Origin of the sequence: Exiguobacterium sp. s95 (genome assembly GCF_018618655.1) — a bacterium.
GTDB lineage: Bacteria > Bacillota > Bacilli > Exiguobacteriales > Exiguobacteriaceae > Exiguobacterium_A > Exiguobacterium_A oxidotolerans.
In genome coordinates this window covers 680,394-705,721 of sequence record NZ_JACSMM010000001.1, presented here as the reverse complement: position 1 = coordinate 705,721, position 25,328 = coordinate 680,394, and the positions used below count along the sequence as shown (strand labels likewise).

At 46.6% G+C, this 25,328-nt stretch carries 22 protein-coding genes; all 22 read left to right on the top strand.

Annotation, left to right across the window (positions count from 1 at the left end; translation table 11 throughout):
• The first annotated feature begins 84 nt into the window (after positions 1 to 84).
• Positions 85 to 552: a ribosome maturation factor RimP gene (rimP, locus tag KNP99_RS03885; RefSeq protein WP_088837345.1), complete on the top strand. Its 468-nt coding sequence runs from the start codon at positions 85 to 87 to the stop codon at positions 550 to 552.
• A 16-nt stretch (positions 553 to 568) separates the two neighbouring features.
• Positions 569 to 1,681 (top strand): transcription termination factor NusA, encoded by a 1,113-nt coding sequence (gene nusA / locus KNP99_RS03880; RefSeq protein WP_029330738.1) that lies wholly within the window; start codon positions 569 to 571, stop codon positions 1,679 to 1,681.
• Between the two features lie 3 nt (positions 1,682 to 1,684).
• Positions 1,685 to 1,954 (top strand): RNase P modulator RnpM, encoded by a 270-nt coding sequence (gene rnpM / locus KNP99_RS03875; RefSeq protein WP_029330736.1) that lies wholly within the window; start codon positions 1,685 to 1,687, stop codon positions 1,952 to 1,954.
• On the top strand, positions 1,947 to 2,249 hold the full coding sequence (locus tag KNP99_RS03870) for a YlxQ family RNA-binding protein (protein WP_029330734.1): 303 nt from the start codon (positions 1,947 to 1,949) through the stop codon (positions 2,247 to 2,249). The genes rnpM and KNP99_RS03870 overlap by 8 nt, the downstream gene beginning before the upstream one ends.
• 15 nt (positions 2,250 to 2,264) lie before the next feature.
• Positions 2,265 to 4,439 (top strand): translation initiation factor IF-2, encoded by a 2,175-nt coding sequence (gene infB / locus KNP99_RS03860; protein WP_029330732.1) that lies wholly within the window; start codon positions 2,265 to 2,267, stop codon positions 4,437 to 4,439.
• A gap of 35 nt (positions 4,440 to 4,474) precedes the next feature.
• On the top strand, positions 4,475 to 4,816 hold the full coding sequence (gene rbfA / locus KNP99_RS03855) for a 30S ribosome-binding factor RbfA (RefSeq protein ID WP_029330730.1): 342 nt from the start codon (positions 4,475 to 4,477) through the stop codon (positions 4,814 to 4,816).
• Between the two features lie 56 nt (positions 4,817 to 4,872).
• On the top strand, positions 4,873 to 5,781 hold the full coding sequence (truB, locus tag KNP99_RS03850; protein ID WP_214810847.1) for a tRNA pseudouridine(55) synthase TruB: 909 nt from the start codon (positions 4,873 to 4,875) through the stop codon (positions 5,779 to 5,781).
• Positions 5,782 to 5,797: 16 nt separating this feature from the next.
• Complete coding sequence (locus tag KNP99_RS03845) at positions 5,798 to 6,727, top strand: bifunctional riboflavin kinase/FAD synthetase (protein ID WP_159172422.1); 930 nt, start codon at positions 5,798 to 5,800, stop codon at positions 6,725 to 6,727.
• Positions 6,728 to 6,850: 123 nt separating this feature from the next.
• Positions 6,851 to 7,120 carry a 30S ribosomal protein S15 gene (gene rpsO / locus KNP99_RS03840; protein WP_023468676.1) on the top strand — a complete coding sequence of 90 codons (270 nt, stop codon included), beginning with the start codon at positions 6,851 to 6,853 and terminating at the stop codon, positions 7,118 to 7,120.
• Between the two features lie 137 nt (positions 7,121 to 7,257).
• Positions 7,258 to 9,477 carry a polyribonucleotide nucleotidyltransferase gene (pnp, locus tag KNP99_RS03835; RefSeq protein WP_088837342.1) on the top strand — a complete coding sequence of 740 codons (2,220 nt, stop codon included), beginning with the start codon at positions 7,258 to 7,260 and terminating at the stop codon, positions 9,475 to 9,477.
• 74 nt (positions 9,478 to 9,551) lie between these two features.
• The gene (locus tag KNP99_RS03830) at positions 9,552 to 10,784 is read left to right on the top strand and encodes a M16 family metallopeptidase (RefSeq protein ID WP_214845121.1); all 1,233 of its coding nucleotides are present in this window, start codon (positions 9,552 to 9,554) and stop codon (positions 10,782 to 10,784) included.
• A 62-nt stretch (positions 10,785 to 10,846) separates the two neighbouring features.
• Positions 10,847 to 12,310, top strand: coding sequence for a UDP-N-acetylmuramoyl-L-alanyl-D-glutamate--2,6-diaminopimelate ligase (locus tag KNP99_RS03825; protein WP_088837340.1), 1,464 nt, complete (start codon positions 10,847 to 10,849; stop codon positions 12,308 to 12,310).
• The gene (locus KNP99_RS03820; protein ID WP_029330720.1) at positions 12,307 to 13,566 is read left to right on the top strand and encodes a lipid II:glycine glycyltransferase FemX; all 1,260 of its coding nucleotides are present in this window, start codon (positions 12,307 to 12,309) and stop codon (positions 13,564 to 13,566) included. Before KNP99_RS03825 ends, KNP99_RS03820 begins: the two co-directional genes overlap by 4 nt.
• Entirely contained in the window at positions 13,566 to 14,228 is a 663-nt protein-coding gene (locus KNP99_RS03815) for a M15 family metallopeptidase (protein WP_251133041.1), read from the top strand. The genes KNP99_RS03820 and KNP99_RS03815 overlap by 1 nt, the downstream gene beginning before the upstream one ends.
• 153 nt (positions 14,229 to 14,381) lie before the next feature.
• The gene (locus KNP99_RS03810; RefSeq protein WP_214807335.1) at positions 14,382 to 16,046 is read left to right on the top strand and encodes a ribonuclease J; all 1,665 of its coding nucleotides are present in this window, start codon (positions 14,382 to 14,384) and stop codon (positions 16,044 to 16,046) included.
• Between the two features lie 69 nt (positions 16,047 to 16,115).
• Positions 16,116 to 18,284: a DNA translocase FtsK gene (locus tag KNP99_RS03805; RefSeq protein ID WP_214801834.1), complete on the top strand. Its 2,169-nt coding sequence runs from the start codon at positions 16,116 to 16,118 to the stop codon at positions 18,282 to 18,284.
• Between the two features lie 246 nt (positions 18,285 to 18,530).
• Positions 18,531 to 19,547: a BMP family lipoprotein gene (locus KNP99_RS03800; protein WP_214765118.1), complete on the top strand. Its 1,017-nt coding sequence runs from the start codon at positions 18,531 to 18,533 to the stop codon at positions 19,545 to 19,547.
• 222 nt (positions 19,548 to 19,769) lie between these two features.
• The gene (locus tag KNP99_RS03795) at positions 19,770 to 20,489 is read left to right on the top strand and encodes a GntR family transcriptional regulator (RefSeq protein ID WP_029330710.1); all 720 of its coding nucleotides are present in this window, start codon (positions 19,770 to 19,772) and stop codon (positions 20,487 to 20,489) included.
• A 127-nt stretch (positions 20,490 to 20,616) separates the two neighbouring features.
• Positions 20,617 to 21,684, top strand: a complete 1,068-nt coding sequence (locus KNP99_RS03790; protein WP_029330708.1) for a BMP family lipoprotein — start codon at positions 20,617 to 20,619, stop codon at positions 21,682 to 21,684.
• A 68-nt stretch (positions 21,685 to 21,752) separates the two neighbouring features.
• On the top strand, positions 21,753 to 23,282 hold the full coding sequence (locus tag KNP99_RS03785) for an ABC transporter ATP-binding protein (RefSeq protein WP_088837336.1): 1,530 nt from the start codon (positions 21,753 to 21,755) through the stop codon (positions 23,280 to 23,282).
• Positions 23,279 to 24,352, top strand: coding sequence for an ABC transporter permease (locus tag KNP99_RS03780; RefSeq protein WP_088837335.1), 1,074 nt, complete (start codon positions 23,279 to 23,281; stop codon positions 24,350 to 24,352). Before KNP99_RS03785 ends, KNP99_RS03780 begins: the two co-directional genes overlap by 4 nt.
• Positions 24,352 to 25,311: an ABC transporter permease gene (locus KNP99_RS03775; protein ID WP_029330703.1), complete on the top strand. Its 960-nt coding sequence runs from the start codon at positions 24,352 to 24,354 to the stop codon at positions 25,309 to 25,311. Before KNP99_RS03780 ends, KNP99_RS03775 begins: the two co-directional genes overlap by 1 nt.
• The last annotated feature ends 17 nt before the right edge of the window (positions 25,312 to 25,328 follow it).

Sequence of the window (25,328 nt, the reverse complement as noted above, 5' to 3'; positions counted from 1 at the left end):
GTGAGGAAATGTTTTTTATACTACGACTTGGAAGGAGTAGGGGGACCTGCTCCTTTCTTGTTTGTTTTTTGAAGGAGGATGAAGATGACGAACGTAACTGAGAAGGTCGAGGCGCTCGCAAAACCAATCGTGGAACGAGAGGGGATGGAGCTTGTCGACGTCGAATTCGTCAAAGAGGGGGCGGATTGGTTCCTACGTGTCTCCATCGATAAGGAAGGTGGCGTTGACCTTGAAGATTGTGTCAACATCAACGAACAGTTATCGGAAGCATTGAATAATGATGATCCGATTGACGAACCCTATTATCTAGATGTTGCCAGTCCAGGTGCAGAACGACCACTCAAAAAAGCGGAAGATTTCGAAAAGGCGATTGGTAAACATATCTACGTCAAAACGAATGATCCGGTTAAAGATGCTACCGAATTTGAAGGAACGTTACTTGCGTATAACGACGAAATGCTTGAAATCGAAGTCCGCGTAAAAACACGAAAATTGAAAATTGAAATACCGGTGACCAAGATCGCGATGGCGCGACTTGCGGTACTGTTCTAAGGAAAGGAAGAGAACGATGGGACCACAGTTACTCGAAGCAATCGAGCAAATTGCAAAAGAAAAAGAAATCGATAAGAACATCATCATCGATGCGTTAGAACAAGCATTGATTTCAGCTTACCGCCGGAACTTCGGTAAAGAGTCGGAGGCAGTCAAGGTTGAGTTCGACCAAAAAACAGGAGAGATTCGTGTCTTTGCACTGAAGGAAGTCGTCGAACGGTTGACACAACCGGAAGAGCAACTTTCGCTAGAAGAAGCGCATGAAATCGATCCGACCTATGAACTAGGAGACTTCCATAAAGTTGAAGTCACACCGGGAGATTTCGGACGTGTCGCGGCACAGACGGCAAAACAAATCGTCACACAAAAAATGCGTGAAGCAGAGCGCGAGCGCATCTACAATCACTTTGCGGATCGTGAAGATGAAATCATGACGGGGATGGTCGAACGCCAAGACGCACGTAACCTCTATGTTAATCTCGAGGGAATCGAAGCGGTTCTATCAACACATGAACAAATGCCGAATGAACGGTTCGGTATTCGGGAATACATCAAAGTATACGTGACGAAAGTCGACCCAATGGTGAAAGGGTCTGGCGCATCGATTCTTGTATCACGGACACACCCTGGCTTACTCAAACGCTTGTTTGAGATTGAAGTGCCGGAAATCGCTGATGGCGAAGTCGAAGTGAAATCTGTTGCGCGTGAAGCCGGAGATCGCTCAAAAATCGCGGTCGCGTCAGATGATATCGACCCGGTTGGTGCGTGTGTCGGTCAAAAAGGGGCACGTGTTCAAAACATCGTCAACGAGTTGAACGGTGAAAAAATTGATATCGTTCGCTATTCCGATGATCCGAAAGAATACGTGGCCAATGCCTTGAGTCCTGCTCAAGTCGTAGGCGTGTATGTCAACGAACCGGCGAAGGCGACAATCGTCGTCGTGCCTGATTTCCAATTGTCACTCGCAATCGGGAAACGCGGACAAAATGCACGTCTTGCGGCGAAACTGACGGGATGGAAAATTGACATCAAGAGTGAGTCAGAAGCAGAATCGATGGGTCTTCGTGATGTGTTCCTTAAAGATGAAGCAGTTGACGTGGAAGCGGTCCAAGTCGAAGGCGAGGAATAATTCGTGCAAAAGAAGGTACCTTTACGTAAATGCGTCATCACACAAGAAATGAAAACCAAAAAAGAGCTAATTCGCGTCGTTCGAACACCTGACAGTGAGGTTGTCATCGATCTTAATGGTAAGATGAATGGGCGAGGTGCCTATTTAACGAAAGATGTAGCTGTCATTACTAAGGCGAAAAAGAAGCGAACGCTCGATCATCATTTAAAAGTCAAGACGACAGATGAATTGTATGATCAATTGCTTGAGATCGCGGGAGGTATACATGAGTAAATGGGAATCGCTACTTGGTCTCGCGAACCGAGCGCGGAAAGTGACGACTGGAGAAGAACTCGTGCTGAAAGAAGTACGGGGAGGACAAGCGAAGCTTGTCCTCTTAGCAGCAGATGCGGGGGCTGCCACGCGTAAAAAGGTTACGGATAAATGTACAAGTTATCATGTCCCATATCTTGAAGTCGGGGATCGTTCGATTCTTGGCCATGCACTAGGAAAAGATGCGCGTGTTGTCGTGTCAGTCAATGAAGCCGGATTTGCGAAAAAGCTAACTGAACTCCTCTCGAACGACTAATTGGAGGTGGATCCTTTGGGTAAACGTGTATACGAATTCGCTAAGGAACAAAACGTAACAAGTAAGCAGGTCATCGCACAGCTTGAAAAGCTTGAGAAACCCGTCAAGAATCATATGGCAGTATTAGATGAACAGACAGTACAGCAACTCGACAAAGTATTTAATCCCGAGAAACATCGGGCTCAAAAAACGGAGGCTCCAAAACAAGTGAAATCAGACAATAAACCGAACAGACCAGGAACTACTACTAATAAACCAGCAGGCAATCAATCACGTAATACAAAAGGCGGACGTCCAGAATTCGGAAACCGCAACAACCGCGGTGGAAAACGTCGTCCGAACCAGAAAAAAGCAGAACCACGCAAGTTAGAAGTCGCTGACCCGAACTCGAAATCAAGTCAACGGAAAGCAGCACGCCGTGCACAAGAAGAAGCGATGGCGAACGTCGTTCAATACGCGGATAACTTGACGGTCGGTGAACTTGCTGAAAAAATGGCGAAAAAACCAAACGAACTCATCATGAAATTGATGGGCATGGGCGTCATGGCGACAATCAACCAAGATCTCGACGATGAGACGGTTGAATTGTTAGCATCAGACTTCGGTTTCGAAGTTGAAAAATCAGTCCAAGTCGACGAAACGGATTTCGATGCGTATGAACTCGACCTTGATAACTACGAACTCTCGGAACGTCCTCCTGTCGTTACGATCATGGGTCACGTTGACCATGGTAAAACAACACTTCTTGACTCGATCCGTAATACGAAAGTAACAGCGGGCGAAGCAGGTGGGATTACGCAGCACATCGGAGCATATCAAGTTGAAATCGATAACAAAAAAATCACATTCCTCGATACACCAGGTCACGCAGCGTTTACAACGATGCGGGCACGTGGTGCAGATGTGACGGATATCGCAATCATCGTCGTTGCAGCAGATGATGGTGTCATGCCACAGACGGAAGAAGCGATTAGTCACGCTAAAGCAGCAGGCGTACCAATCATCGTTGCCGTCAACAAGATGGATAAAGAAGGAGCGAATCCGGACCGCGTCAAGCAAGAATTGACAGAGTTCGAACTCGTTGCGGAAGATTGGGGCGGCGATACGATTTTCGTACCGGTTTCTGCTCTTAAAGGCGAAGGAATCGATGAGTTACTCGAAATGATTCTTCTCGTCTCAGAAGTTCAAGAATACAAATCAACACCAGAAATGCACGGGCGTGGTACGGTCATCGAGGCGAAACTCGATAAAGGTCGTGGACCGGTTGCGACGTTACTCGTCCAGCACGGGACACTTCGCGTTGGAGATCCAGTCGTCGTCGGTCATACGTTCGGTCGTATCCGGGCAATGGTCAACGATATCGGTCGCCGTGTGAAAGAAGTCGGTCCATCAACACCAATCGAAATTACAGGCTTAAACGATGTACCAAAAGCCGGTGATCAATTCTTCGCGTTTGAAGATGAGAAAAAAGCGCGTCAAATCGGTGAAGCACGTTACCAACGTGAAATCGAAGCACAACGTCGCGATTCGGCGAAAGTCAGCCTCGAAGATCTCTTTGATCGTATCAAAGAAGGCGAAGTCAAGGACTTAAACATCATCATCAAAGGTGACGTTCAAGGTTCAGTCGAAGCCCTCGCTGGTTCACTCAAGAAAATTGATGTCGAAGGCGTTAAAATCAACATCGTTCACTCAGGTGTTGGTGCCATCACAGAAGGTGATGTCATCCTCGCTTCAGCAGCAAACGCGATCATCATCGGTTTCAACGTCCGTCCAGACGGCAACGCGAAATCAATGGCAGATCAAGAAAAAGTTGAGATTCGTCTTCACAAAATCATCTACAATGCGATTGAAGAAATCGAACAAGCGATGAAAGGGTTACTTGATCCTGAATTCGTTGAGAAAATCATTGGACAAGCTGAAGTCCGTGACGTCATCAAAGTTTCGAAAGTCGGAACGATTGCTGGTGGTTACGTGACTGAAGGTAAGCTGACACGTGCAGCAGGTGTTCGTGTCGTCCGTGACAGCATCGTTATTTATGAAGGGAAACTTGATACACTACGTCGCTTTAAAGACGACGTCAAAGAAGTCGCAACCGGCTACGAATGTGGAATCAAGATTGAGAAATATGACGACATCAAAGTCGATGACGTTATCGAAGCCTTCATCATGGAAGAAGTAAAACGGAAGTAACAGAACGGAGAATATCCGAACTGGAGGGAATTCACATGAGTGTACGTTCAAATCGTGTTGCAGAACAAGTTCGTAAAGAGATTACGCAAATGCTCATCAAAGACGTCAATGATCCCCGTGTCAAAGCGATTACCGTAACAGGTGTCGAAGTGACGGGTGATTTACAGCAAGCAACGATTTTTTATTCAGTGCTTGGTGACGAGAAAGTACGCGAAGAGGCACGGATCGGTCTTGAAAAATCAAAAGGATTCATGCGTAAAGAAATTGGGTCACGCATCCGGTTACGCAAAACTCCTGAATTGATGTTCGAGATTGATACATCGGTCGAGTATGGATCGCGGATTGATGAGTTGCTCCGGAACTTGAACAAGGATTGACACATGAAAAGGGCAACCACAGGCGTGGTTGCCCTTTTTTTAGGAGATGATGAGAGATGGAACCGATTGGTGTACTACCGTTAGACAAACCAGCGGGTATGACGAGTCACGATTGTGTATTTAAATTGCGCCGTTTGTTTCAAACAAAGAAAGTCGGACATACCGGCACGCTTGATCCTGAAGTCACAGGCGTCTTACCGATTTGTTTAGGACGGGCGACAAAACTTGCACGGTTCATCACGGATGAAGGAAAACGGTATGTAGCGGAAGTGACGCTTGGTTTTTCGACGACGACAGAAGATGCCCATGGGGAAACGGTCGAGACGACTGGCGTGATGCAAGGGGCAGTGACGGAAGCGCAAATCGATTTAGTTCTCGGGCAATTGACTGGGCAAATCGAACAGACCCCGCCGTACTACTCTGCTGTTAAAGTCAATGGAAGAAAGCTATACGAATATGCACGAAAAGGAATCGAAGTCGAACGACCAACGCGCATCGTTGAGATTCACGAATTAAAACGAACGTCTCCTTTGACGTTCGATCACAACACGTGCCGCTTTCACATGGAGATTGCCTGCGGAAAAGGAACCTATATCCGGACGCTCGCTGTTCAAATCGGAGAGTTGCTCGGTTATGCAGCGCACATGAGTCACTTGCGACGAACAGCGTCGGGTGCGATTGAAGAGGGTGATACGGTCACACTTGCGATGCTCGAAGGCTGTGAGACGGTCGAGGAGCGGATGGCGTACGTTTTACCAATTGAACAAGTCATTCAAAAGTGGCCACGGATGACTGTTGACGCTGAAACGGCAACTCGGGTTTTAAACGGAGCAAAGCTTGCAAGCATTCCGGATGAATTCGAACTGTTTACTGTCTATAATGAAGAGGACGTACCGTTAGCGATTTATCGCCGAGACCCTGAAATCAATATGGGGCGTGTCGAGGTCATGTTACAAATCGATTAAGATCGGAGAGATAGGGATGGAAATCATTCATTTAACATATCCGGAAAAACCGGTAGCGGAGTCGGGAGTCATTGCACTTGGATTCTTTGATGGGGTTCACCTAGGGCATCAACATGTCTTGCAAACGGCAATCGAGAAAGGCGAGGAGCTCAATCTCCCTGTCACTGTGATGACGTTTGACCCGCACCCGAAGCAGGTCCTCGGAAAAAGTGACGATCAAATCCGTTACATCACCCCGCTTGATCGAAAGCTCGAGAAGATGGCGGACCTCGGAATCGACCGGGCTTACGTGATTGAGTTCACGATTGCGTTTTCCGAGTTGTCCCCGCAAGAGTTCGTCGATACGTACTTGATTGCGGCGGGTGCGAAACATATCGTCGCCGGATTTGACTATTCTTACGGACGATTCGGAGCTGGAAAGATGGCAACACTCGATTTCCATAGTCGCGGTCAATTCACACACACGACTGTCGCTGAACAGCAAGCAGATGATGAAAAAGTCAGTTCGACGCGGATTCGAAAGCTGTTAGCGGCTGGTGAAGTCGAAGCGGCAGCGAGTTTACTCGGGGAACCGTATCAAATTAAAGGGACAGTCATTCATGGAGATGCACGAGGAAGACAAATCGGCTTTCCGACTGCTAATATCCGTCCGGAGTTTGCGTATGTCATTCCGAAACTCGGGGTATACGCGACACATGTCCATTTAGAAGATGGACGGACATTCCCCGCGATGACGAACATCGGACGGAGACCGACCTTTTATGAAACAGGAGAAGTCAGTGTGGAAACCCACTTACTTCAGTTTGACGAAGATTTATACGGCCAAGAATTAAAACTGGAGTGGATCGCCTATTTACGTGACGAACGGGCATTCGACGGGATCGAGAGCTTAAAAGCACAACTCGCTCAAGATAAAATCGAAGCGGCACGTCGTTTAAACGTTTGACAGAAGAATAGCGGTTCGTTATGATAAGTCAGTACGATCACGTACAGCCGATTGACTTGGCATCAGGTCTCACCATCCGATGCTCGGCAATACGGTCATTCAAAAGATGGAGGTGGAGTGACAATGGCACTCACTAAAGAACGTAAAAACGAAATTATCGAAGCTTATGCTACGAAACAAGGCGATACTGGTTCGCCGGAAGTACAAGTTGCTGTTTTAACTGAACAGATCACAACTTTGAACGATCACTTACGTACACACAAAAAGGATCACCACTCACGTCGTGGTCTCTTGAAAATGGTTGGTCGTCGCCGTAACTTGCTCACATACCTTCGTAACAAGGATGTTGCTCGTTACCGTTCATTGATCGAGCGTCTTGGTCTTCGTCGCTAATCCGACTAAAAGGACAAGTGGAAGCAGGAGCATTGTCTCCTGTTTCTTTTTTTTGCCGATTCGTGGACATTTGGCGCAAGAACCTACATAATTAGATTTGAATGAAAAAACGGATAGTAGTGAGAGGAGATTTGTGCATGTCACAAACAAAACAGACGTTTTCGACCGAACTCGGTGGACGTACTTTAACAATTGAAATCGGTCAACTGGCCAAACAAGCGAACGGGGCAGCGATGATTCGCTATGGCGAGACAGCCGTCCTCGCAACAGTCGTTGCGTCGAAGCAACCGAAAGACTTGGATTTCTTCCCATTAACAGTGAACTATGAAGAAAAATTATACGCAGCAGGTAAAATTCCAGGAGGTTTTTTAAAACGTGAAGGCCGTCCTGGAGAAAACGCGATTTTAACTTCACGATTAATTGACCGTCCGATTCGTCCACTCTTCCCAGAAGGATTCCGTCATGACATTCAAGTCGCGACGACAGTTCTTTCTTCAGATGCGGACAACTCGTCAGAAGTCGCAGCGATGATTGGTGCTTCGATTGCCCTTTCCATCTCGGATATTCCGTTTGACGGTCCAATCGCTGGTGTGACGATTGGTCGCGTTGATGGAGAGTTCATCATCAACCCAACGGCAAGTCAGTCGGAAGCAAGCGATATCGATTTACAAGTCGCAGGGACAAAACATGCCGTCAACATGGTCGAAGCCGGTGCGAAGGAAGTACCGGAAGAAGCGATGCTCGAAGCGATTCTTCTCGGACATGACGTCATCAAAGAATTGATTGCGTTCCAAGAGGAAATCGTTGCTGCCGTCGGGAAAGAGAAATTTGCCTACACGGTGTCATCATTTGATGAAGCACTTGTTGCGCGTCTGAAGACGGAAGCATTAGCAGAAGTCACGACAGCGGTTCAAGTCGAAGAAAAACAAGCGCGTGACGTCGCGATCAACGAAGTCATCTCAAAATATATTGATCTTTACGCAGCCGACGAGTCGGTCACGGAAGCACAACTTGCTGAAGTTTCTGGTGTATTGAATAAGTTCGTCAAAGCGGAAGTTCGTCGTCTCATCACAGAAGATAAAGTACGTCCGGATGGTCGTGGACTTGCTGAAATTCGTCCGCTCGACTCAGAAATCGGTCTCTTGCCACGTGCTCATGGTTCTGGACTCTTTACACGTGGTCAAACACAAGTCTTGTCTGTCGCGACGCTTGGTGTCGCTGGAGACGCACAAATCATCGATGGACTTGGTTTGAAAGAAGAAAAACGTTTCATGCACCATTACAACTTCCCGCCGTTCTCAGTCGGGGAAGCGCGTCCAATGCGTGCACCAGGTCGTCGTGAAATTGGTCACGGAGCACTTGGAGAGCGTGCCTTACAGCCTGTCTTGCCATCAGAAACAGATTTCCCGTATACGATTCGTCTCGTCTCGGAAGTGCTTGAATCAAATGGATCTTCTTCACAAGCCTCAATCTGTGGATCAATCCTCGCGATGATGGATGCCGGTGTCCCGCTTAAAGCACCAGTTGCAGGAATCGCGATGGGATTAATTAAAGAAGGCGAAAATTATTCAATCTTAACAGACATTCAAGGTATGGAAGATCACCTCGGCGACATGGACTTTAAAGTCGCAGGAACAAAAGATGGTGTAACTGCTTTACAAATGGATATGAAGATTGGCGGCATCACGCGTCAAATTCTTGAAGAGGCGCTCGAACAAGCACGCCTTGGCCGTTTGCACATTCTTGAACACATGAATTCGATCATTGCAGAACCACGTGTCGAGTTATCGAAATATGCACCGAAAATCGTTACCCTCAAAATCAATCCGGATAAAATCCGTGATGTGATTGGACCCGGCGGTAAAGTCATCAATGCAATCATCGATGAAACAGGCGTCAAGATTGATATCGACCAAGATGGTACGGTCTTTATCGCATCGACAGATCAAGATGGCATTAATCGTGCACGTCAACTCGTCGAGGACATCGTTCGTGAAGTCGTCATCGGTGAAGAGTTTGACGGGACAGTCCGCCGGATTGAGAAATTCGGAGCGTTCGTTGAGTTGTTCAAAGGAAAAGACGCACTCGTCCACATCTCTGAGCTTGCACTTGATCGTGTCGGTCAAACGGAAGATGTCGTCAAACTCGGCGACAAGCTGAAAGTCCGTGTCACAGAAGTTGATGATAAAGGTCGTGTCAACGCCTCACATAAAATCCTTCTCGTTGAAGGAATGAGCGCGGAAGACCGTGCAGCATACGATGAAAAGAAAAAAACAGAGCGTGACAACCGCCCGCCACGTCGGGATACAGGATCTCGCCCACCACGTGACGGACAACGTCCACCACGTCGTAACTAATGAAAACAAGGTGGCTCAACGGTGCGGATGTCGCAACGAGGGCCACCTTGTTTCCGATTCAGGAGGAAACTATTATGGTCGAACGGATACAGCTACAAAACGGAGTACGAATCATCATCGAACGGATGCCGAGCGCGCGGAGCGTAGCAACAGGAATTTTCATCAAGGCCGGCTCACGAACAGAAACGCTTGAGGAACATGGAATCAGTCATTTAATCGAACATATGGTCTTTAAAGGGACAGAACAGTTCTCGGCGAAAGAGATTGCGGTTTACTTCGACCGACTTGGTGGAAATATTAATGCATTCACAAGTAAGGATCAAACGTGTTATTACGTTAAGACATTAGATGAACATGCAGCGACGGCATTTGATGTCCTAGCGGATATGTTCCTCGACTCGACGTTCGACGAAGAAGAACTCGAAAAAGAGAAACGGGTCGTCATCGAAGAAATCAAGATGTACGAAGATACACCAGATGATCTCGTCCATGAACTGCTCGCAATCGCAGCCTATGGCGAGGACGTCATGGCGCGACCAATCCTTGGGACGGAAGAGAGTGTTCTTAAAATCAATCGGCAGATGATTACGGAATACATGAAACAGGCGTATGCACCGGACCAAATCGTCATCTCGATTGCGGGTCACGTATCGGATGCTTTAGTGGAACAAGTGAAGGAGCGGTTCAGTGTCATGACACCGAGTGAAATCTCGCGTCCGATTCAGCTTCCCGAACTAAAAAATGATGTAATCCGTAAGGAAAAGGATACAGAACAGGTCCATCTTTGTTATAATTTCCGTGCAATCGATTCTACGGACGATCGTTTACCGGGACTTGCATTATTGAATAATGCCTTTGGAGCGACGATGTCTAGCCGCTTGTTCCAATCCATTCGTGAAGAACGCGGACTGGCGTACTCTGTCTTTTCGTACTACACGACATTTGACGACCATGGGACGTTCACGATTTACGTCGGTACTTCACACGAAACACTGAAGGAAGTCGAAGATGTCTTAGAAGCAGAAATCAAACTGTTGCTTGCGAATGGTTTGACGGATAAAGAAGTTGAAGATGGCATCGAGCAACTGAAAGGTTCACTCATTCTCGGGAATGAAGGAACATCAAGTCACATGAACCGAAATGCACGAAATGAACTTCATCTGGAAAAACACCCGACGTTAGAAGAAGTCATCGAAGAGGTGGAGCGCGTCACTAAAGAAGATATTCAAGGATTGATCACACATATCTTCGAAGAACCACCAGCAAAAGCGTATATCTTACCGGAAATGGAAGAAGAAACCGTGTGAGAGAAGCTCTCAACTAAAAAAAACCATACAGAAAACATGTTGTCGAGAAAGAAGGAATACCCTTGAATTTAGCTGAATTAATCGAAGCCATCCAAATTCAAAAAATTGAACGGATGGTAGATGCGGAAGTCGTCTCTTTGACGACAGATTCACGTGACGTGAAGCCTGGGACATTATTTGTCGCGATTAAAGGATATACAGTAGATGGACACGATTACGCTCGACAGGCTGAATCGAGCGGAGCAATTGCAATCATCGCTGAACACGCGCTCGATGTGACGATTCCTGTCATTCTTGTCAGAAGTACGACGCGGGCAATCGCTGAACTTGCAGGGAAATTCTATGATTATCCTTCCGAAAAAATGCGGATGATTGGCATTACAGGAACAAACGGAAAAACGACGACGACGACGATTGTTCGTGACGTCTTGGCGCGCCTAGGGCGTAAGACAGGAATCATCGGGACCGTCGAAGTGAAGATTGGTGACCGTGTCGTTCCAAGTCGGAATACGACGCCACAAAGCTCGGAACTGCAAGCATTTTTCCATCAGATGTACCAAGAGGGCGTTGAAGACGTCATTATGGAGGTATCGTCGCATGGATTAGAGCTAGGACGTGTCACGGGCGCAGATTTTGATGTGGCAGGATTTACGAACTTAACGCATGATCATCTCGATTTCCATAAGACGTTCGAAAACTACGCCCGCGCAAAAGGGTTATTGTTTGCACAACTCGGACAGCGCCTATCGGATGAAAAAGTAGCCGTCTTGAATGCAGACGATGCGACAAGTGAATTGTTTGAGATGATGACGGGTGCGCGCGTGTTAACATATGGCATTGATCAGCCCGCGGATTTGCAGGCACACAACATTACACAGACACTTCAAGAGACGACATTTACGATGGATTATCAAGAAGAGTCGATTGAATTGACGGTCCAATTCATTGGTCGTTTTAACGTCTATAACTTGTTGCTCGCAACAGGTATCTTATTATCACTCGGCTATCGTTTACCTGAGATTTCGAACGCGATCACTCAGATTCAGCCAGCCCAAGGGCGGATGCAACGTTTACCGATCGACGGGTATAATGTCTATGTCGATTACGCCCATACACCAGATGGAATCGAGCAATGTCTGAAGGCTCTCGTCGATGTCCCGAAAGAGAAGATTATTTTCTTGATTGGAACAGGTGGAAATCGGGATGTGACGAAACGTCCGATGATGGGACAATTGGCATCGACCTATGCCGGGACGGTCATCGTCACGACGGATGATCCGCGCTTTGAGTCTTATGAGTCGATCACATCAGGGATTGCGTCAGGGATGCTTCATGACCAATTCGTCGAAATTGGCGATCGAGTCGAAGCCGTTCGATATGCAGCGAGTCTTGCACGTCCCGATAATATCGTCATTCTCGCAGGAAAAGGGCATGAAAAATATCAAATCATTGGTGACGAAAAAACACCACTCGACGAAGAACAAATCGTCAAAGAGATGATACGCCAATTGGAGGAAAAGCAGTGAATTATCAACCACTTGAATTAACGACAGAACGATTTGAAGCGTTTGTTAAAACACATCCAAAAGGGGACTTATTACAGTTGCCGGCATGGGGAGACGTCAAACAGGCGACAGGATGGACCCATCAGCGGATTGCTGTTGGAACGCCGGACGGTCAACCAATCGGTGTCGCTTTACTCTTATTTAAGCAAGTGCCGAAACTACCGTTTACGTTATGTTACGCACCGCGCGGATTTGTCGTCGATTATGCAAATAAAGAAGCCGTCACAGCACTGCGTGATCTCGCGATTAAGGTGGCAAAACAACATAAAGCCATCGCCATCAAATTGGATCCGAACATTGATCGTGATGAAGACCCGACACTGCTGACAGAAATGATGGCCCTCGGATTTAAGCATAATGGTTTTGGTGGCGGCTTCGATCATGCGCAACCGCGTTTTACGATGGAGACGAGCCTTGAAGGAACGGAGAAAGAAATCTTTGATCGGTTTCATTCAAAGTTTCGCTACAACGTCCGACTGGCTGAACGAAAAGGAATTGTTTGCTATGAAGCGAGTCGTGAAGAACTGAAAACGTTCGCGAAGTTGATGGTCGAAACGGGCGAACGGGACGGGTTCTCGATCCGTGGTCTTGACTACTTCGAAAATCTCTATGATCATTTGCGTCCGAACGGGGATGCGGCACTCTTTTTAACAAAACTTGATGCGGCGAAGGCACTTGAAAGCACGGAAGCATTATTGTTACAAGCTGATCGCGAATTGGCAAAAATCCACCGACAGCTTGAAAAGGAGACGACGGAGAAAAAAATCAAGAGTCTGAACAATCGTCTCGAACAGACGACAGCACAAATCGACAAGGCTGAGAAATCAAAAACTGAGTTGATGGCAATTGCCGCGAAGCATCCGGACGGCGTCATTCTCTCAGGTGGATTATTGACGCTTGCCGGTCGTCGTTCTTACTATTTATATGGTGCGTCGTCAAATGAGTATCGTGAGTTCATGCCGAATCACTTGATGCAGTGGACGATGATGCAGTATGCCAAAGCGCACGGCGCCGTATCGTATGATTTTGGTGGCGTCAGTGGATCGACGGACCCGGATGATCACTATGCAGGGTTATACGCGTTTAAGTCGGGCTGGGGCAGTACGATGATTGAAAAAATCGGAGAATTTGATTACGTTCTCAACAAACCTCTTTATCTTGTGCTTGAAACAGGTCTACCGATTCTGAAGCGATTACGGAAGAAGTTTCGTCGCTAATGAAGAGAGGGACAATCTTTGCCTGGATCTTGTTTTTATTCGCGATGTTCGCGGTCGGGTTGTTTCTTGCTGCTTCAACAAATCGTTTGCCGTCTGTTCTACTAGACCAACCAGATTTAGGAATTGACAGCTGTCCCCGGGATGTAGCAGGGGAGAACCGTTTGATTAATGCTAGTCGCGACAACCTCAAACAGCTCCACCCAGCCGTCGAAGCAGGGGCAGAGGATTTGATTCGAATTAGCCACTCTTGCTACGATATTGATATTCGAATCACGCAAGGTTATCGCACTGAAAAACAACAGGATGCCCTCTATGCACAAGGTCGTTCAACGTCTGGTGACATCGTAACAAATGCGCGTGGCGGGGAATCAATGCATAACTACGGTCTAGCGATTGACTTCGTACAAATGATTGATGGCGGGATTTCATATGACATTGACTACGATGGCAATCAAACAGGCAAGAGTGATTGGCGAGAGGTCGCCGATGTTGGTAAAGCCCTTGGATTTGAGTGGGGTGGCGACTGGAAGCGTTTTGTTGATTATCCGCATTTCGAGATGAATTTCAATTATTCTTTAAGTGAATTGAAGTCCGGTGCACGACCGAGTAAGCAAGAAAAGGCCAATCGAACTGAGGAAATCGAGCACTTGCTTGAATCCTGATGAAGCGTCATACCGGACATGTTCTGATTCGGTATGACGTTTTTTTTTAATTTTCCTAGTCCCGTTGTTGGCAGGAAGGCAAAGTTCGGCTAGAATAGTGATAGTGATAAGTGGACGGCTCACGAAAAGTGAATACAAATAGGAGGTCATGTTGTGTCAAAGAAAAAGACGGAAAAAGTAAGCGTCTTTGCTCTTGGTGGGGCTGGTGAAATCGGTAAGAACATGTACGTCGTCGAACTCGACGAGGACATCTTCGTAATCGATGCTGGCTTGATGTTCCCAGGAGATGAGATGCTTGGAATTGACAAAGTCATTCCAGACATAAGTTATCTGAAGGAAAACAAAGAACGGATTCAAGGGATTTTCATCACGCACGGTCACGAAGACCATATCGGCGCACTCAGTTACGTCTTACGTGACTTGAAAGTGCCTGTATACGGGACACGCCTGACACTCGGATTGATTGAAATCAAATTAAAAGAAGCCGGTTTATTGAAGAAGGCAGATCTTCGTCCAATTGATGCCAAGACGAAATTAACCGTTGCGGGACATTTCATTACGTTCTTCCGCGTCAACCACTCGATACCGGATGCGGTCGGGGTTTGTATCCAAACATCACAAGGAGCCATCGTTCATACGGGGGATTTCAAGTTTGACTACACACCAGTTGACGGGAAACAAGCAGATTTCGGTAAGATTGCAGCAATCGGGCAACGGGGCGTTTTATGTCTTCTATCTGATTCAACGAATGCAGAGCGGCCAGGGATGTCCGGTTCAGAGTCGACGGTCGGGTCCGAATTGAACGACGTCATCTATGAAGCACCAGGTCGTGTTATCGTTGCATCGTTCGCATCGAACGTTCACCGCTTGCAACAAGTATTCGCAGCGGCCGAAGCGAATAACCGGAAAGTTGCAGTCGTCGGACGAAGTATGGTCAACATCGTCGAAGTCGCGCAACGTTTGAACTATTTACGGTTCAAGCAAAAAACATTGGTTGAGTTATCAGAAATCAATCGCCTCGATGATAACCAAGTCGTCATCTTGACGACCGGTTCACAAGGCGAGCCGATGGCGGCATTAACACGGATGGCACGCAATGCACATAAACAAGTCAACATCCGTCTTAACGATACAGTCGTCGTCGCAGCGTCACCAATTCCAGGGAACGAGAAATCGGTTTCGAAAACAATCGATCTGTTGTTCCGTGCCGGGGCGAACGTCATTTATAACCAACGTAAAGTTCACGTGTCTGGTCACGGTCACGCAGAAGACTTGAAGTTGATGCTCAACTTAATCAAACCGAAGTTCTTTATTCCGATTCACGGAGAATTCCGGATGCAAAAAGCGCATAGTCGTCTCGCACAGACGGTAGGTGTCAATGCAAACAACATCTTCATTATTGAAAATGGTGATGTGGTCGAATTTGAAAAACGTAAAGCACGCATGTCACGTAAAGTGAATGCCGGAAATGTGTTGATTGACGGGATTGGTGTAGGAGATGTCGGGAACATCGTCTTACGTGACCGTCGTCTCTTGTCTCAAGATGGTGTCGTTCTCTGCGTCATCACGATTAGTCGGAAGAACAAAACGATCGTGTCAGGCCCAGAAATCATCTCACGTGGATTCGTCTACATGCGTGAGTCAGAAGATATGATCAATGAGGCTAACCGAATCGTCGCGAAACAACTCCAAGGAAAATTAACGGGAGAACTCGATTGGACTGAAATGAAGTCGTTGATCCGAGATAAGCTGAGTTCTTATCTATATGAACAGACAAAACGTCGTCCAATGATTTTGCCGATCATCATGGAGATTTAACAAGAAGAGCGACTCAGATCGACCAATTCCTGGTCAGCTGAGTCGTTTTTTTATCAGGAGGTAGTATAGATGGCGACGACAAAAAAGAAACCTGTTCGCAAACAAACGACGGCACGGAAACGACCGCCGGCTAAAAAACAACGCCCTCCGATTCAATATCGTACATATGTAGGTGTTTTCGCTGTTTTGTTATTACTAGCCTATCTTCTTGCGTTAGGAGAATTTGGACGAGTCGGTGAGAAGTTCGCCGAGTTCGCTTTTGATACGGTCGGTCAATTCGGCTCGTTGCTTTATGGCTTGTCAGGGAGTTTGCTCCTCTTGTTCCTATCGCAACTCGAGCGACAAAAAAAATGGGCGATCAGTTTACTCGCAGTCGGTCTTTTAATTTGGATTGATTTAATATTAGGAGAGCCGAGGGGTACATTAAATGCTTGGCTCTATCAAGGATCGGCCTATTACATTTCGAGTTTTGGTGCTTTCTTGATTGGGTTGTTTTTAATTGGCACAAGCGTGCACCTGCTTCATCCGTTATTCTTCAGTGAACTGGCGCATGGAATGCTCGAGCGGGTGGAAGCGTTTCGAAATCGTGAGCGGTCTTTACCTGAACGCAAGGAGCGTCCTGTCAAAGAGGCTAAAAAACAAAAAGAACGTAAACCACTCGAACGGCAAGCAAAACCAACGACAGCTAAACAGGAGACTGCTGTGCCGTCACTTCCGGAAAACGAACCAGAAGATGCAGTGGAGAGTATTCAAGACGTCCCGATCATCGGGTTCGCGGACCATGTCGAACCGCAGGCGGCTGAACTACAAGGTCCGTTGACGATGACTGAAACACCGGACGGATACCAATTGCCTTCTCTTGAATTATTGATGGAACCGACATCAAAAGATTTATCAGGTGAGAACAAACGCCTCAAGGACAATGCAACGAAATTGATTGCGACTTTAAAGTCGTTCGGGATTGGGGCAAAGGTCTTAAAAATTCATTTAGGTCCAAGTGTCACGAAGTATGAAATTGAACCGCATCAAGGAATCAAGCTCAGTCGGATTACGGGACTCGCAGATGACCTGGCGCTCGCGCTCGCTGCGAAGGACATTCGAATCGAAGCACCGATTCCGGGAAAGGCAGCGGTCGGGATCGAGGTGCCGAATCGTGAAGTGGCGATGGTCTCACTTCGGGAAGTCCTCGGAGCAGAAAGCGTTCAAGCCGATCCTGATCGATTACTTGTCGCTCTTGGACGGAGTATCTCGGGAGAGACCGTGACGGCGAAGTTAAACAAAATGCCACACGTGTTAGTCGCAGGATCGACGGGATCCGGGAAGTCAGTCTGTATCAATGGGATGATCGTCTCGATATTGATGCGGGCACGACCGGATGAAGTCCGTTTGATGATGATCGATCCGAAAATGGTTGAGTTGAATGTCTACAATGGTATTCCGCATCTTCTTGCACCCGTCGTCACCGATCCGAAAAAAGCTGCGCAAGCCTTAAAACAAGTCGTTTCAGAGATGGAACGGCGGTATGAAATCTTCAGTCAGAACGGCGCCCGCAACATCGAAGGCTACAATGCATTGATTGATAAGATGAATGCGGAAGAGAAAGTCCATCAACGCCTACCTTACATCGTCGTCATTGTCGATGAGTTAGCAGATTTGATGATGGTCGCTTCAAACGAAGTCGAAGATGCCATCATGCGTCTTGCTCAGATGGCACGGGCAGCCGGCATTCATATGGTCATCGCAACACAGCGGCCGAGTGTCGATATCATCACGGGTGTCATCAAAGCGAACATACCGTCTCGGATTGCTTTCAGCGTATCAAGTGGAACGGATTCTCGCACCATCCTCGATACGAGCGGGGCAGATAAGCTACTCGGACGAGGGGACATGCTGCTCCTTGGAAATGGGATGAATAAACCTGTTCGTGTCCAAGGGGCGTTCTTATCGGACGAAGAGGTTGAAAAAGTCGTCAACCATGTCATCAGTCAACAAAAAGCACAGTACGTGGAAGCGATGATTCCAAAAGATGTTCCTGAGGGTGAATCTGACGTCGACGATCCGTTGTATGATGAGGTTGTTCAGTTCATCTTGACGCAAGATACAGCCTCGACGTCAATGATACAGCGGAAGTATCGGATTGGTTATAATCGCGCTGCACGACTGATCGATGCATTAGAAGAGAATGGCCTCGTCGGTCCGTCAGAAGGATCGAAACCACGCCGAGTCATCGGACGTTAAGTAATAACAGAGAACCAGCGTTCACATGATGAGCGTTGGTTTTCTTTACGTGTAAGAAAATATAAAAAAAAGTCTAAATGAGAACGATTTCAGGAAAATAGTTGTCAGACGTCTGTTGATTTTATACGCATGTTTTGTCATACTCAGTCATATGAGTTGACCTACCTCTCACAGAGGTAAGTGAGCGACTTTTACACAAATAGATAATGAAAGCGCTCACATAAATGGAAGAGGAGATGAATGACAATGAAGAAAAAACAAGTACTTGTGTCAGCAATGACGGTAGCAACAGTGGGACTCGCAGCATGTGGAGGATCAGATGATAGTGCAAAGGGAAACAAGGACGAGTTTTCTGTCGCAATGGTTGCCGATAAAGGCGGAATCGATGATAAATCGTTTAACCAGTCGGCGTGGGAAGGTCTGCAAGCGTATGGAAAAGAAAACGACCTTCAGAAAAATGAGGGTTACTCGTACCTTCAATCAAAATCGCAACAAGATTACCAACCGAACTTATCGCGTCTTGCACGAGCGGGAGAAGATTTGATTTTTGGGATTGGGAATACGTTTAATGAAGATATCAAAACGGTTGCCGATCAGTTTAAAGATACACAGTTTGCAATTATCGATAACGTCGTCGAAGGAGACAACGTGACATCGATTACGTTTAAAGAAAACGAAGGTGCCTACCTTGCGGGAATCGTTGCCGCGATGGAAACGAAAACAGATCACATCGGCTTTGTCGGTGGAATGAAGATGGATGTAATCGAACGCTTCCGGGCAGGCTTTGAAGCTGGGGCAAAATCCGTTAATCCGAACATCAAAGTCGACGTACAGTACGCAGAAGATTTCGCTGCACCTGAAAAAGGACAAGCAATCGCAGCAGGCATGTATGGTAAAGGGGCAGATATCATTTTCCCGGCAGCCGGTGGAACAGGAAACGGCGTCTTCACAGAAGCGAAAAACCGGAAGAAAAATGGAGAAGAAGTTGCTGTCATCGGTGTCGATCGTGACCAACAAGAAGAAGGCATGCCAGAAGATGTCACGTTGACATCTGTCATCAAACGAGTGGACTTAGCGGTCAAAGATACAGCGAATGAAGCGAAAGCTGGAAAACTCACAGGTGGAGAGACGATTCGTTACGGTTTGAAAGAGCAAGGCGTTGACATCATTGAGTCAGAAAAAATCTCGAAAAAGACACTCGACATGCTCGAACAAGCGAAAGAAAAAGTCATTTCAGGTAAAACAGAAGTACCTGAACAATAAGCGTCAAAGGAAGAGCGGGCATTCTTAGGTAGAACGCCCTATTTTCTTCCAACAATAGATACGATATGAAAAGGGTTACAAAAGCGCCAGAAGTCAGACTTCTAACCTGTTACAAAATGATTGCAGGATTGTGTTCGACGTCATATACTTATCTTGGCTGGAGTTCTCATACGTCAGAAGTCTGAGCACTGGTTACAACTAGATAGAGGATGGAGATGCGTCATGTCGATTAAATTAGATCATCGTTTGCTTTACTTACGAGTGATTGAAAAGATTAAGTCTGACATCGATGACGGCGTTTACAAGGAAGGCGAGAAACTACCTTCAGAGTTTGAACTTTCAAAGCAACTTGGCGTTAGTCGAGCGACTCTTCGGGAGGCTTTACGAATTCTTGAAGATGAGAACATCGTCATCCGTAAACACGGTGTCGGTACGTTTATCAATGCAAGACCACCATTCACGTCGGGGATTGAAGAATTGTACAGTGTGACGGAGATGATTGCGCGCGCTGGGATGATTCCAACGTCTGAAGTCTTATCTTCAGAAATGGTTCAACCGACAGAACGTGACCGAGAACGTTTCCAACTTGGTCCGGATGAACTGGTTTATCGAATCGAACGAATCCGACTTGCAGGAGATGTTCCTGTTGTCTATTGCGTCGATAAGATTCCAAGCCATTATATTAAAAATGAAGAACAGTTTACGTCTTCGACTTCACTGTTCGACGCACTAGAAAAAGAACTAGGTCGTCGGGTCACACATGCGGTGACGCATATCGAACCTCGAATCGATCCGAAAATCGCTGAACAATTACATACGGACCAACCCTTGCTCGCGTTGCGACAAACGCATTATGATGAGCTCGACCGATCCGTTCTTTATTCAGCGAACTATTTCCGTGCGGATAAGTTTGATTTCCATGTCATCCGTAAACGTGTATAATCGATTGTTTTAGGAGTTTTACTGAAAGCGCTTCCGCCAACCTACGTAACGCTCCTCATCACCAGCCTCAGGTGCTTGACGTAGTCAGGAACTTTGTATGACCATATTCGAAAGGGGATTATTTCAGATGAAAAAGAAGTCACTTCTCGCATTAGCAGCAACAGGTTTAGCAATGAGTTCGGTACTCGCAGCATGTGGTAGCAACGATGATTCTAAAGATTCAGGAAGCGGCGAAAAAGACGGCTTCAAAGTAGGTATGGTCACAGATACAGGCGGTGTTGATGATAAATCATTCAACCAATCTGCATGGGAAGGCATTCAGAAGTTCGGTAAAGATAACGATTTGGAAGAAGGAACTGGTTACAAATACCTTCAATCAGCAAAACAATCGGATTATCAACCGAACTTACAACAATTAGCACGTGCGAACTACGACTTGATTCTCGGAATCGGGTTCTTGATGGCAGAAGACATCGGTAAAGTAGCGGATCAGTTTGACGACAAGAACTTTGCACTCGTCGATATGGTCGTTGATAAGCCGAACGTCGCGTCAATCGTCTTCAAGGAAAACGAAGGTTCGTTCCTCGTCGGTGTCGTCGCGGGTCTTACTACGAAAACAGATAAAGTCGGATTCGTCGGTGGCGTAAACTCAGACTTAATCAAAAAGTTTGAAAGTGGATTTAAAGCAGGCGTCATGGCTGTCAACCCAGATGCAAAAGTTGAAGTTCAATATGCAGAAGATTTCAATGCTGCTGAAAAAGGACAAGCAATCGCTTCAGGGATGTACGGCAAGAAAGTTGACGTGATTTATCACGCAGCTGGTGGTACAGGACAAGGTGTCTTCACAGAAGCGAAAAACCGTAAGAAAAACGGTGAAGATGTTTGGGTCATCGGTGTTGACCGTGACCAAGTCGAAGAAGGTATGCCAGAAAACGTTACATTGACGTCAATGGTTAAGCGTGTTGATACAGCAGTTGAACAAGTTGCGAAAGATACGAAAGATGGCAACTTCCCAGCAGGTAAAGTCGTAGAATTCGGTCTTAAAGACGGCGGCGTTGATATCGCACCTTCACAAGACAACATTGAAAAAGACGTCTTGACGAAAGTCGAAGACTACAAAAAGCAAATCATCGATGGAAAGATCACAGTTCCAGCAACTGACGATGAGTATAAAGAGTACGAAGCATCACTTTAATAAAATGGAAGCGGGGGTCGCTAGCATTGCGGCCTCCCCTTTTAAACTAAACATGGGAGTGGATTTTCTTGGAATACGTCATTGAGATGCTAAACATACGAAAAGAGTTTGGCAGTTTCGTCGCAAATGATAATATCACGCTCCAGCTTCGGAAAGGTGAGATTCACGCTTTACTTGGTGAAAACGGTGCCGGAAAATCGACGCTGATGAACGTCTTATTTGGTTTGTATCAGCCTGAGGCTGGAGAAATTCGTGTACGCGGTGAAAAAGTTAATATTACAAGTCCGAACGTCGCGAATGATCTTGGAATCGGCATGGTGCATCAACACTTCATGCTCGTTCAAAATTTCACCGTCACGGAAAACATCATTTTAGGTGCAGAACCGAAATCTGGTCTCAAAATCGACCGCGCAACTGCCCGGGAGAAAGTACGCCAAATTTCGGAGCAGTATGGTCTTGCGGTAGATCCAGATGCAAAAATTGAAGATATTTCAGTCGGGATGCAACAACGTGTCGAGATTTTAAAGACACTGTATCGTGGAGCTGACATTCTCATCTTCGATGAACCATCGGCTGTATTGACGCCTCAGGAAATCAAAGAATTGATTCAAATCATGAATCGGTTGATTGCTGAAGGTAAGTCGATCATCTTGATCACACATAAATTGAAGGAAATCATGGAAGTGGCAGATCGCTGTACGACGATTCGTCGTGGTAAGTACATTGGTACAGTTGATATCGATGAAACGATGACACAGTCGAGACTCGCTGAAATGATGGTTGGCCGTGAAGTAAACTTTGATGCGGAGTATTCCAAGGCAAATCCACAAGAACTCGTTCTCGATGTAAAAAACCTCGTCGTTAAAGACGGTCGTGGGATTAAAGCAGTCGACGGACTGAACTTAGATGTTCGAGCCGGCGAAATTGTCGGGATTGCAGGGATTGATGGGAATGGTCAAACTGAATTGATTGAAGCAATCACAGGATTAAGAAGAGCCGAAAGCGGAGAAGTATTCTTAAACAACAAATCAATCAAAAACCTGAAGCCGCGGAAAGTGACGGAAGCGGGCATCGGTCATATTCCTCAAGACCGTCATAAACATGGACTCGTTCTTGATTATTCAATCGGTCATAACATGGTCTTACAAACGTACTATCAAAAACCGTATTCAAAAGCAGGCATCATGAACTACAAGCAGGTCATGGAAAAAGCTCAAACGTTAATTGAGAAGTTCGACGTCCGAACTCCAAGTCCTGAAACATTTGCTCGCGCCTTATCGGGCGGGAACCAGCAAAAAGCCATCATCGCGCGTGAAGTCGATCGTTCACCTGACTTATTAATTGCTGCGCAACCAACACGTGGACTCGATGTCGGTGCAATTGAATTCATTCATGAGCAGTTAGTACTTGAACGGGAAAAAGGACGCGCTGTCCTCTTGATTTCGTTTGAACTCGAAGAAATTTTACAAGTCTCAGACCGCATTGCCGTTCTGTATGAAGGACGGACAGTAGCCTTTCTCGATCCTAAGGAAACGAATGAAATTGAACTCGGCTTCCTGATGGCTGGCGGTAAGAAAGAGGAGGTAGGTCGTTCATGAAACTCGAACGTTTTTATGGGATTTTGATTCCAATCTTGTCAATTATCCTCGGTATGGTAGTTGGTGCCATCGTCATGTTGATTGGTGGTTATGACCCAATCGCTGGATTTGATCAACTGTTTTACGGAATCTTTGGTGAACCGTATAGTATCGGAGAAACGTTGCGTGCAGCAGCACCATTGATTTTTGCGGGTCTCGCCGTCGCCTTTGCCTTTCGAACGGGATTATTTAACATCGGGGTTGAAGGTCAAGTTTTAGTCGGTTGGATGGTCGCGGTCTGGATCGGGATTTCTTTCGATCTCCCGACAGCAATCCACTTGCCACTCGCGTTAATCGGAGCGGGTTTAGCGGGGGCACTTTGGGCTGCGGTTCCAGGTATTTTAAAAGCGCGTTTCCATGTCCATGAAGTCATCACGTCAATCATGATGAACTACATCGCGTTGTATGTGACGAATGATATTTTACGTCACGTCATCGGAATCAAAAACGAGCGGACAGATTCAGTCAAAGAAACGGCTTCGTTGGCTTCACCATTCTTGCAAGAGTTAACGGATTTTTCGCGTTTGCACAATGGGATTTTCATTGCCATCGTCGCCGCACTCGTCTTCTGGTTCATTCTTTGGAAGACGACGCTCGGTTACGAGTTACGTGCAGTTGGATTTAATAAAAGTGCTGCAGAGTATGCCGGTATGGGTGTCAACAAGAACATCATTCTCTCATTCGTCATCTCTGGTGTATTCGCTGGATTTGCTGGTGCGATGGAAGGGTTAGGGACATTCCAAAACATGACGCTAAACGCATCCTTTACGGGTGTTGGATTTGACGGAATCGCCGTCGCCTTACTTGGTGCGAACAACCCGATCGGAGTCGTTCTGGCCGCATTATTATTTGCCGGACTCAACATTGGCGGATTGTCGATGCAACAAATCGGGATTCCACCAGAACTGATTAAAATCATCATCGCCTTCATCATCATCTTCGTCGCTTCCGGTTACGCGATCCGTCTCGTCATCGAAAAGCTGACGGTTAAAAGAGCAGAAGGCAAAAAAGTGAAAGGAGCCGATAAATAATGGGCTTTCTAGATGTACTTTATATTATCGTACCGATCGCGCTTGCCTATTCGGCTCCATTGATCATCGCAGCGCTCGGTGGTATTTTCAGTGAACGTTCTGGTGTCGTCAACATCGCGCTTGAAGGCTTGATGGTCATGGGTGCATTCACGGGTGTTGTTTCAGCCCTGACATTATCGAAGATGGGATTCGGCGCTGCTAGTCCATGGATCGCGATGTTAATCGCTATCGTCATCGGAGCAATCTTCGCTTTATTCCTTGCAGTGCCTGCGATTTTGTTCCGTGCCGACCAAACGGTACTTGGTGTCGCAATCAATATCTTAGCAGTTGGCCTTGCGATTTTCTTAGTGCGTGCCTTCTATGGAAAAGGACAAACAGACTCGATTCCGAACCGGATTTCGAAAGAGAATGTGCCGTTCCTATCTGATATTCCTGTTTTAAAAATGTTTTTTGCAAACGTCTACTATACCTCGTACATTGCGATCATCTTAGCAGTTGTGGCATGGTTCGTCGTCTTTAAGACACCATTCGGTCTTCGTCTCCGTTCTGTCGGAGAACACCCGATGGCAGCAGATACGATGGGGATTAACGTCACGAAGATGCGCTTTATCGGAGTCATGATTTCAGGTGGATTCGGTGGTCTTGCGGGTGCAGTTTATGCAACTTCGATTTCATTGAACTTCAGCGTGACGACAATTCTCGGGCAAGGTTTCCTTGCGATCGCCGCGATGATCTTCGGAAAATGGAATCCACTCGGTGCAATGGCAGCTGCCTTGTTCTTCGGTTTCGCTCAAGCGATCTCGATCATCGGACAACAGTTACCATTACTCGATCAAATTCCTCAAGTCTATCTTTTGATTGCGCCTTACGTCTTAACGATCCTTGCACTTGCTGGTGTCGTCGGTCGCGCCGATGCACCAAAAGCTGTTGGTGTACCGTACATCAAAGGGAAACGATAACGATCATTCAGGTATTC

What these genes read in the sequence shown, in the direction of transcription:
- rimP (WP_088837345.1), top strand. Translation starts at nt 85, where the DNA reads ATGACGAACGTAACTGAGAAGGTCGAGGCGCTCGCAAAACCAATCGTG.
- nusA (WP_029330738.1), top strand. Translation starts at nt 569, where the DNA reads ATGGGACCACAGTTACTCGAAGCAATCGAGCAAATTGCAAAAGAAAAA.
- KNP99_RS03870 (WP_029330734.1), top strand. Translation starts at nt 1,947, where the DNA reads ATGAGTAAATGGGAATCGCTACTTGGTCTCGCGAACCGAGCGCGGAAA.
- rbfA (WP_029330730.1), top strand. Translation starts at nt 4,475, where the DNA reads ATGAGTGTACGTTCAAATCGTGTTGCAGAACAAGTTCGTAAAGAGATT.
- truB (WP_214810847.1), top strand. Translation starts at nt 4,873, where the DNA reads ATGGAACCGATTGGTGTACTACCGTTAGACAAACCAGCGGGTATGACG.
- KNP99_RS03845 (WP_159172422.1), top strand. Translation starts at nt 5,798, where the DNA reads ATGGAAATCATTCATTTAACATATCCGGAAAAACCGGTAGCGGAGTCG.
- rpsO (WP_023468676.1), top strand. Translation starts at nt 6,851, where the DNA reads ATGGCACTCACTAAAGAACGTAAAAACGAAATTATCGAAGCTTATGCT.
- pnp (WP_088837342.1), top strand. Translation starts at nt 7,258, where the DNA reads ATGTCACAAACAAAACAGACGTTTTCGACCGAACTCGGTGGACGTACT.
- KNP99_RS03830 (WP_214845121.1), top strand. Translation starts at nt 9,552, where the DNA reads ATGGTCGAACGGATACAGCTACAAAACGGAGTACGAATCATCATCGAA.
- KNP99_RS03815 (WP_251133041.1), top strand. Translation starts at nt 13,566, where the DNA reads ATGAAGAGAGGGACAATCTTTGCCTGGATCTTGTTTTTATTCGCGATG.
- KNP99_RS03805 (WP_214801834.1), top strand. Translation starts at nt 16,116, where the DNA reads ATGGCGACGACAAAAAAGAAACCTGTTCGCAAACAAACGACGGCACGG.
- KNP99_RS03800 (WP_214765118.1), top strand. Translation starts at nt 18,531, where the DNA reads ATGAAGAAAAAACAAGTACTTGTGTCAGCAATGACGGTAGCAACAGTG.
- KNP99_RS03795 (WP_029330710.1), top strand. Translation starts at nt 19,770, where the DNA reads ATGTCGATTAAATTAGATCATCGTTTGCTTTACTTACGAGTGATTGAA.
- KNP99_RS03790 (WP_029330708.1), top strand. Translation starts at nt 20,617, where the DNA reads ATGAAAAAGAAGTCACTTCTCGCATTAGCAGCAACAGGTTTAGCAATG.
- KNP99_RS03780 (WP_088837335.1), top strand. Translation starts at nt 23,279, where the DNA reads ATGAAACTCGAACGTTTTTATGGGATTTTGATTCCAATCTTGTCAATT.
- KNP99_RS03775 (WP_029330703.1), top strand. Translation starts at nt 24,352, where the DNA reads ATGGGCTTTCTAGATGTACTTTATATTATCGTACCGATCGCGCTTGCC.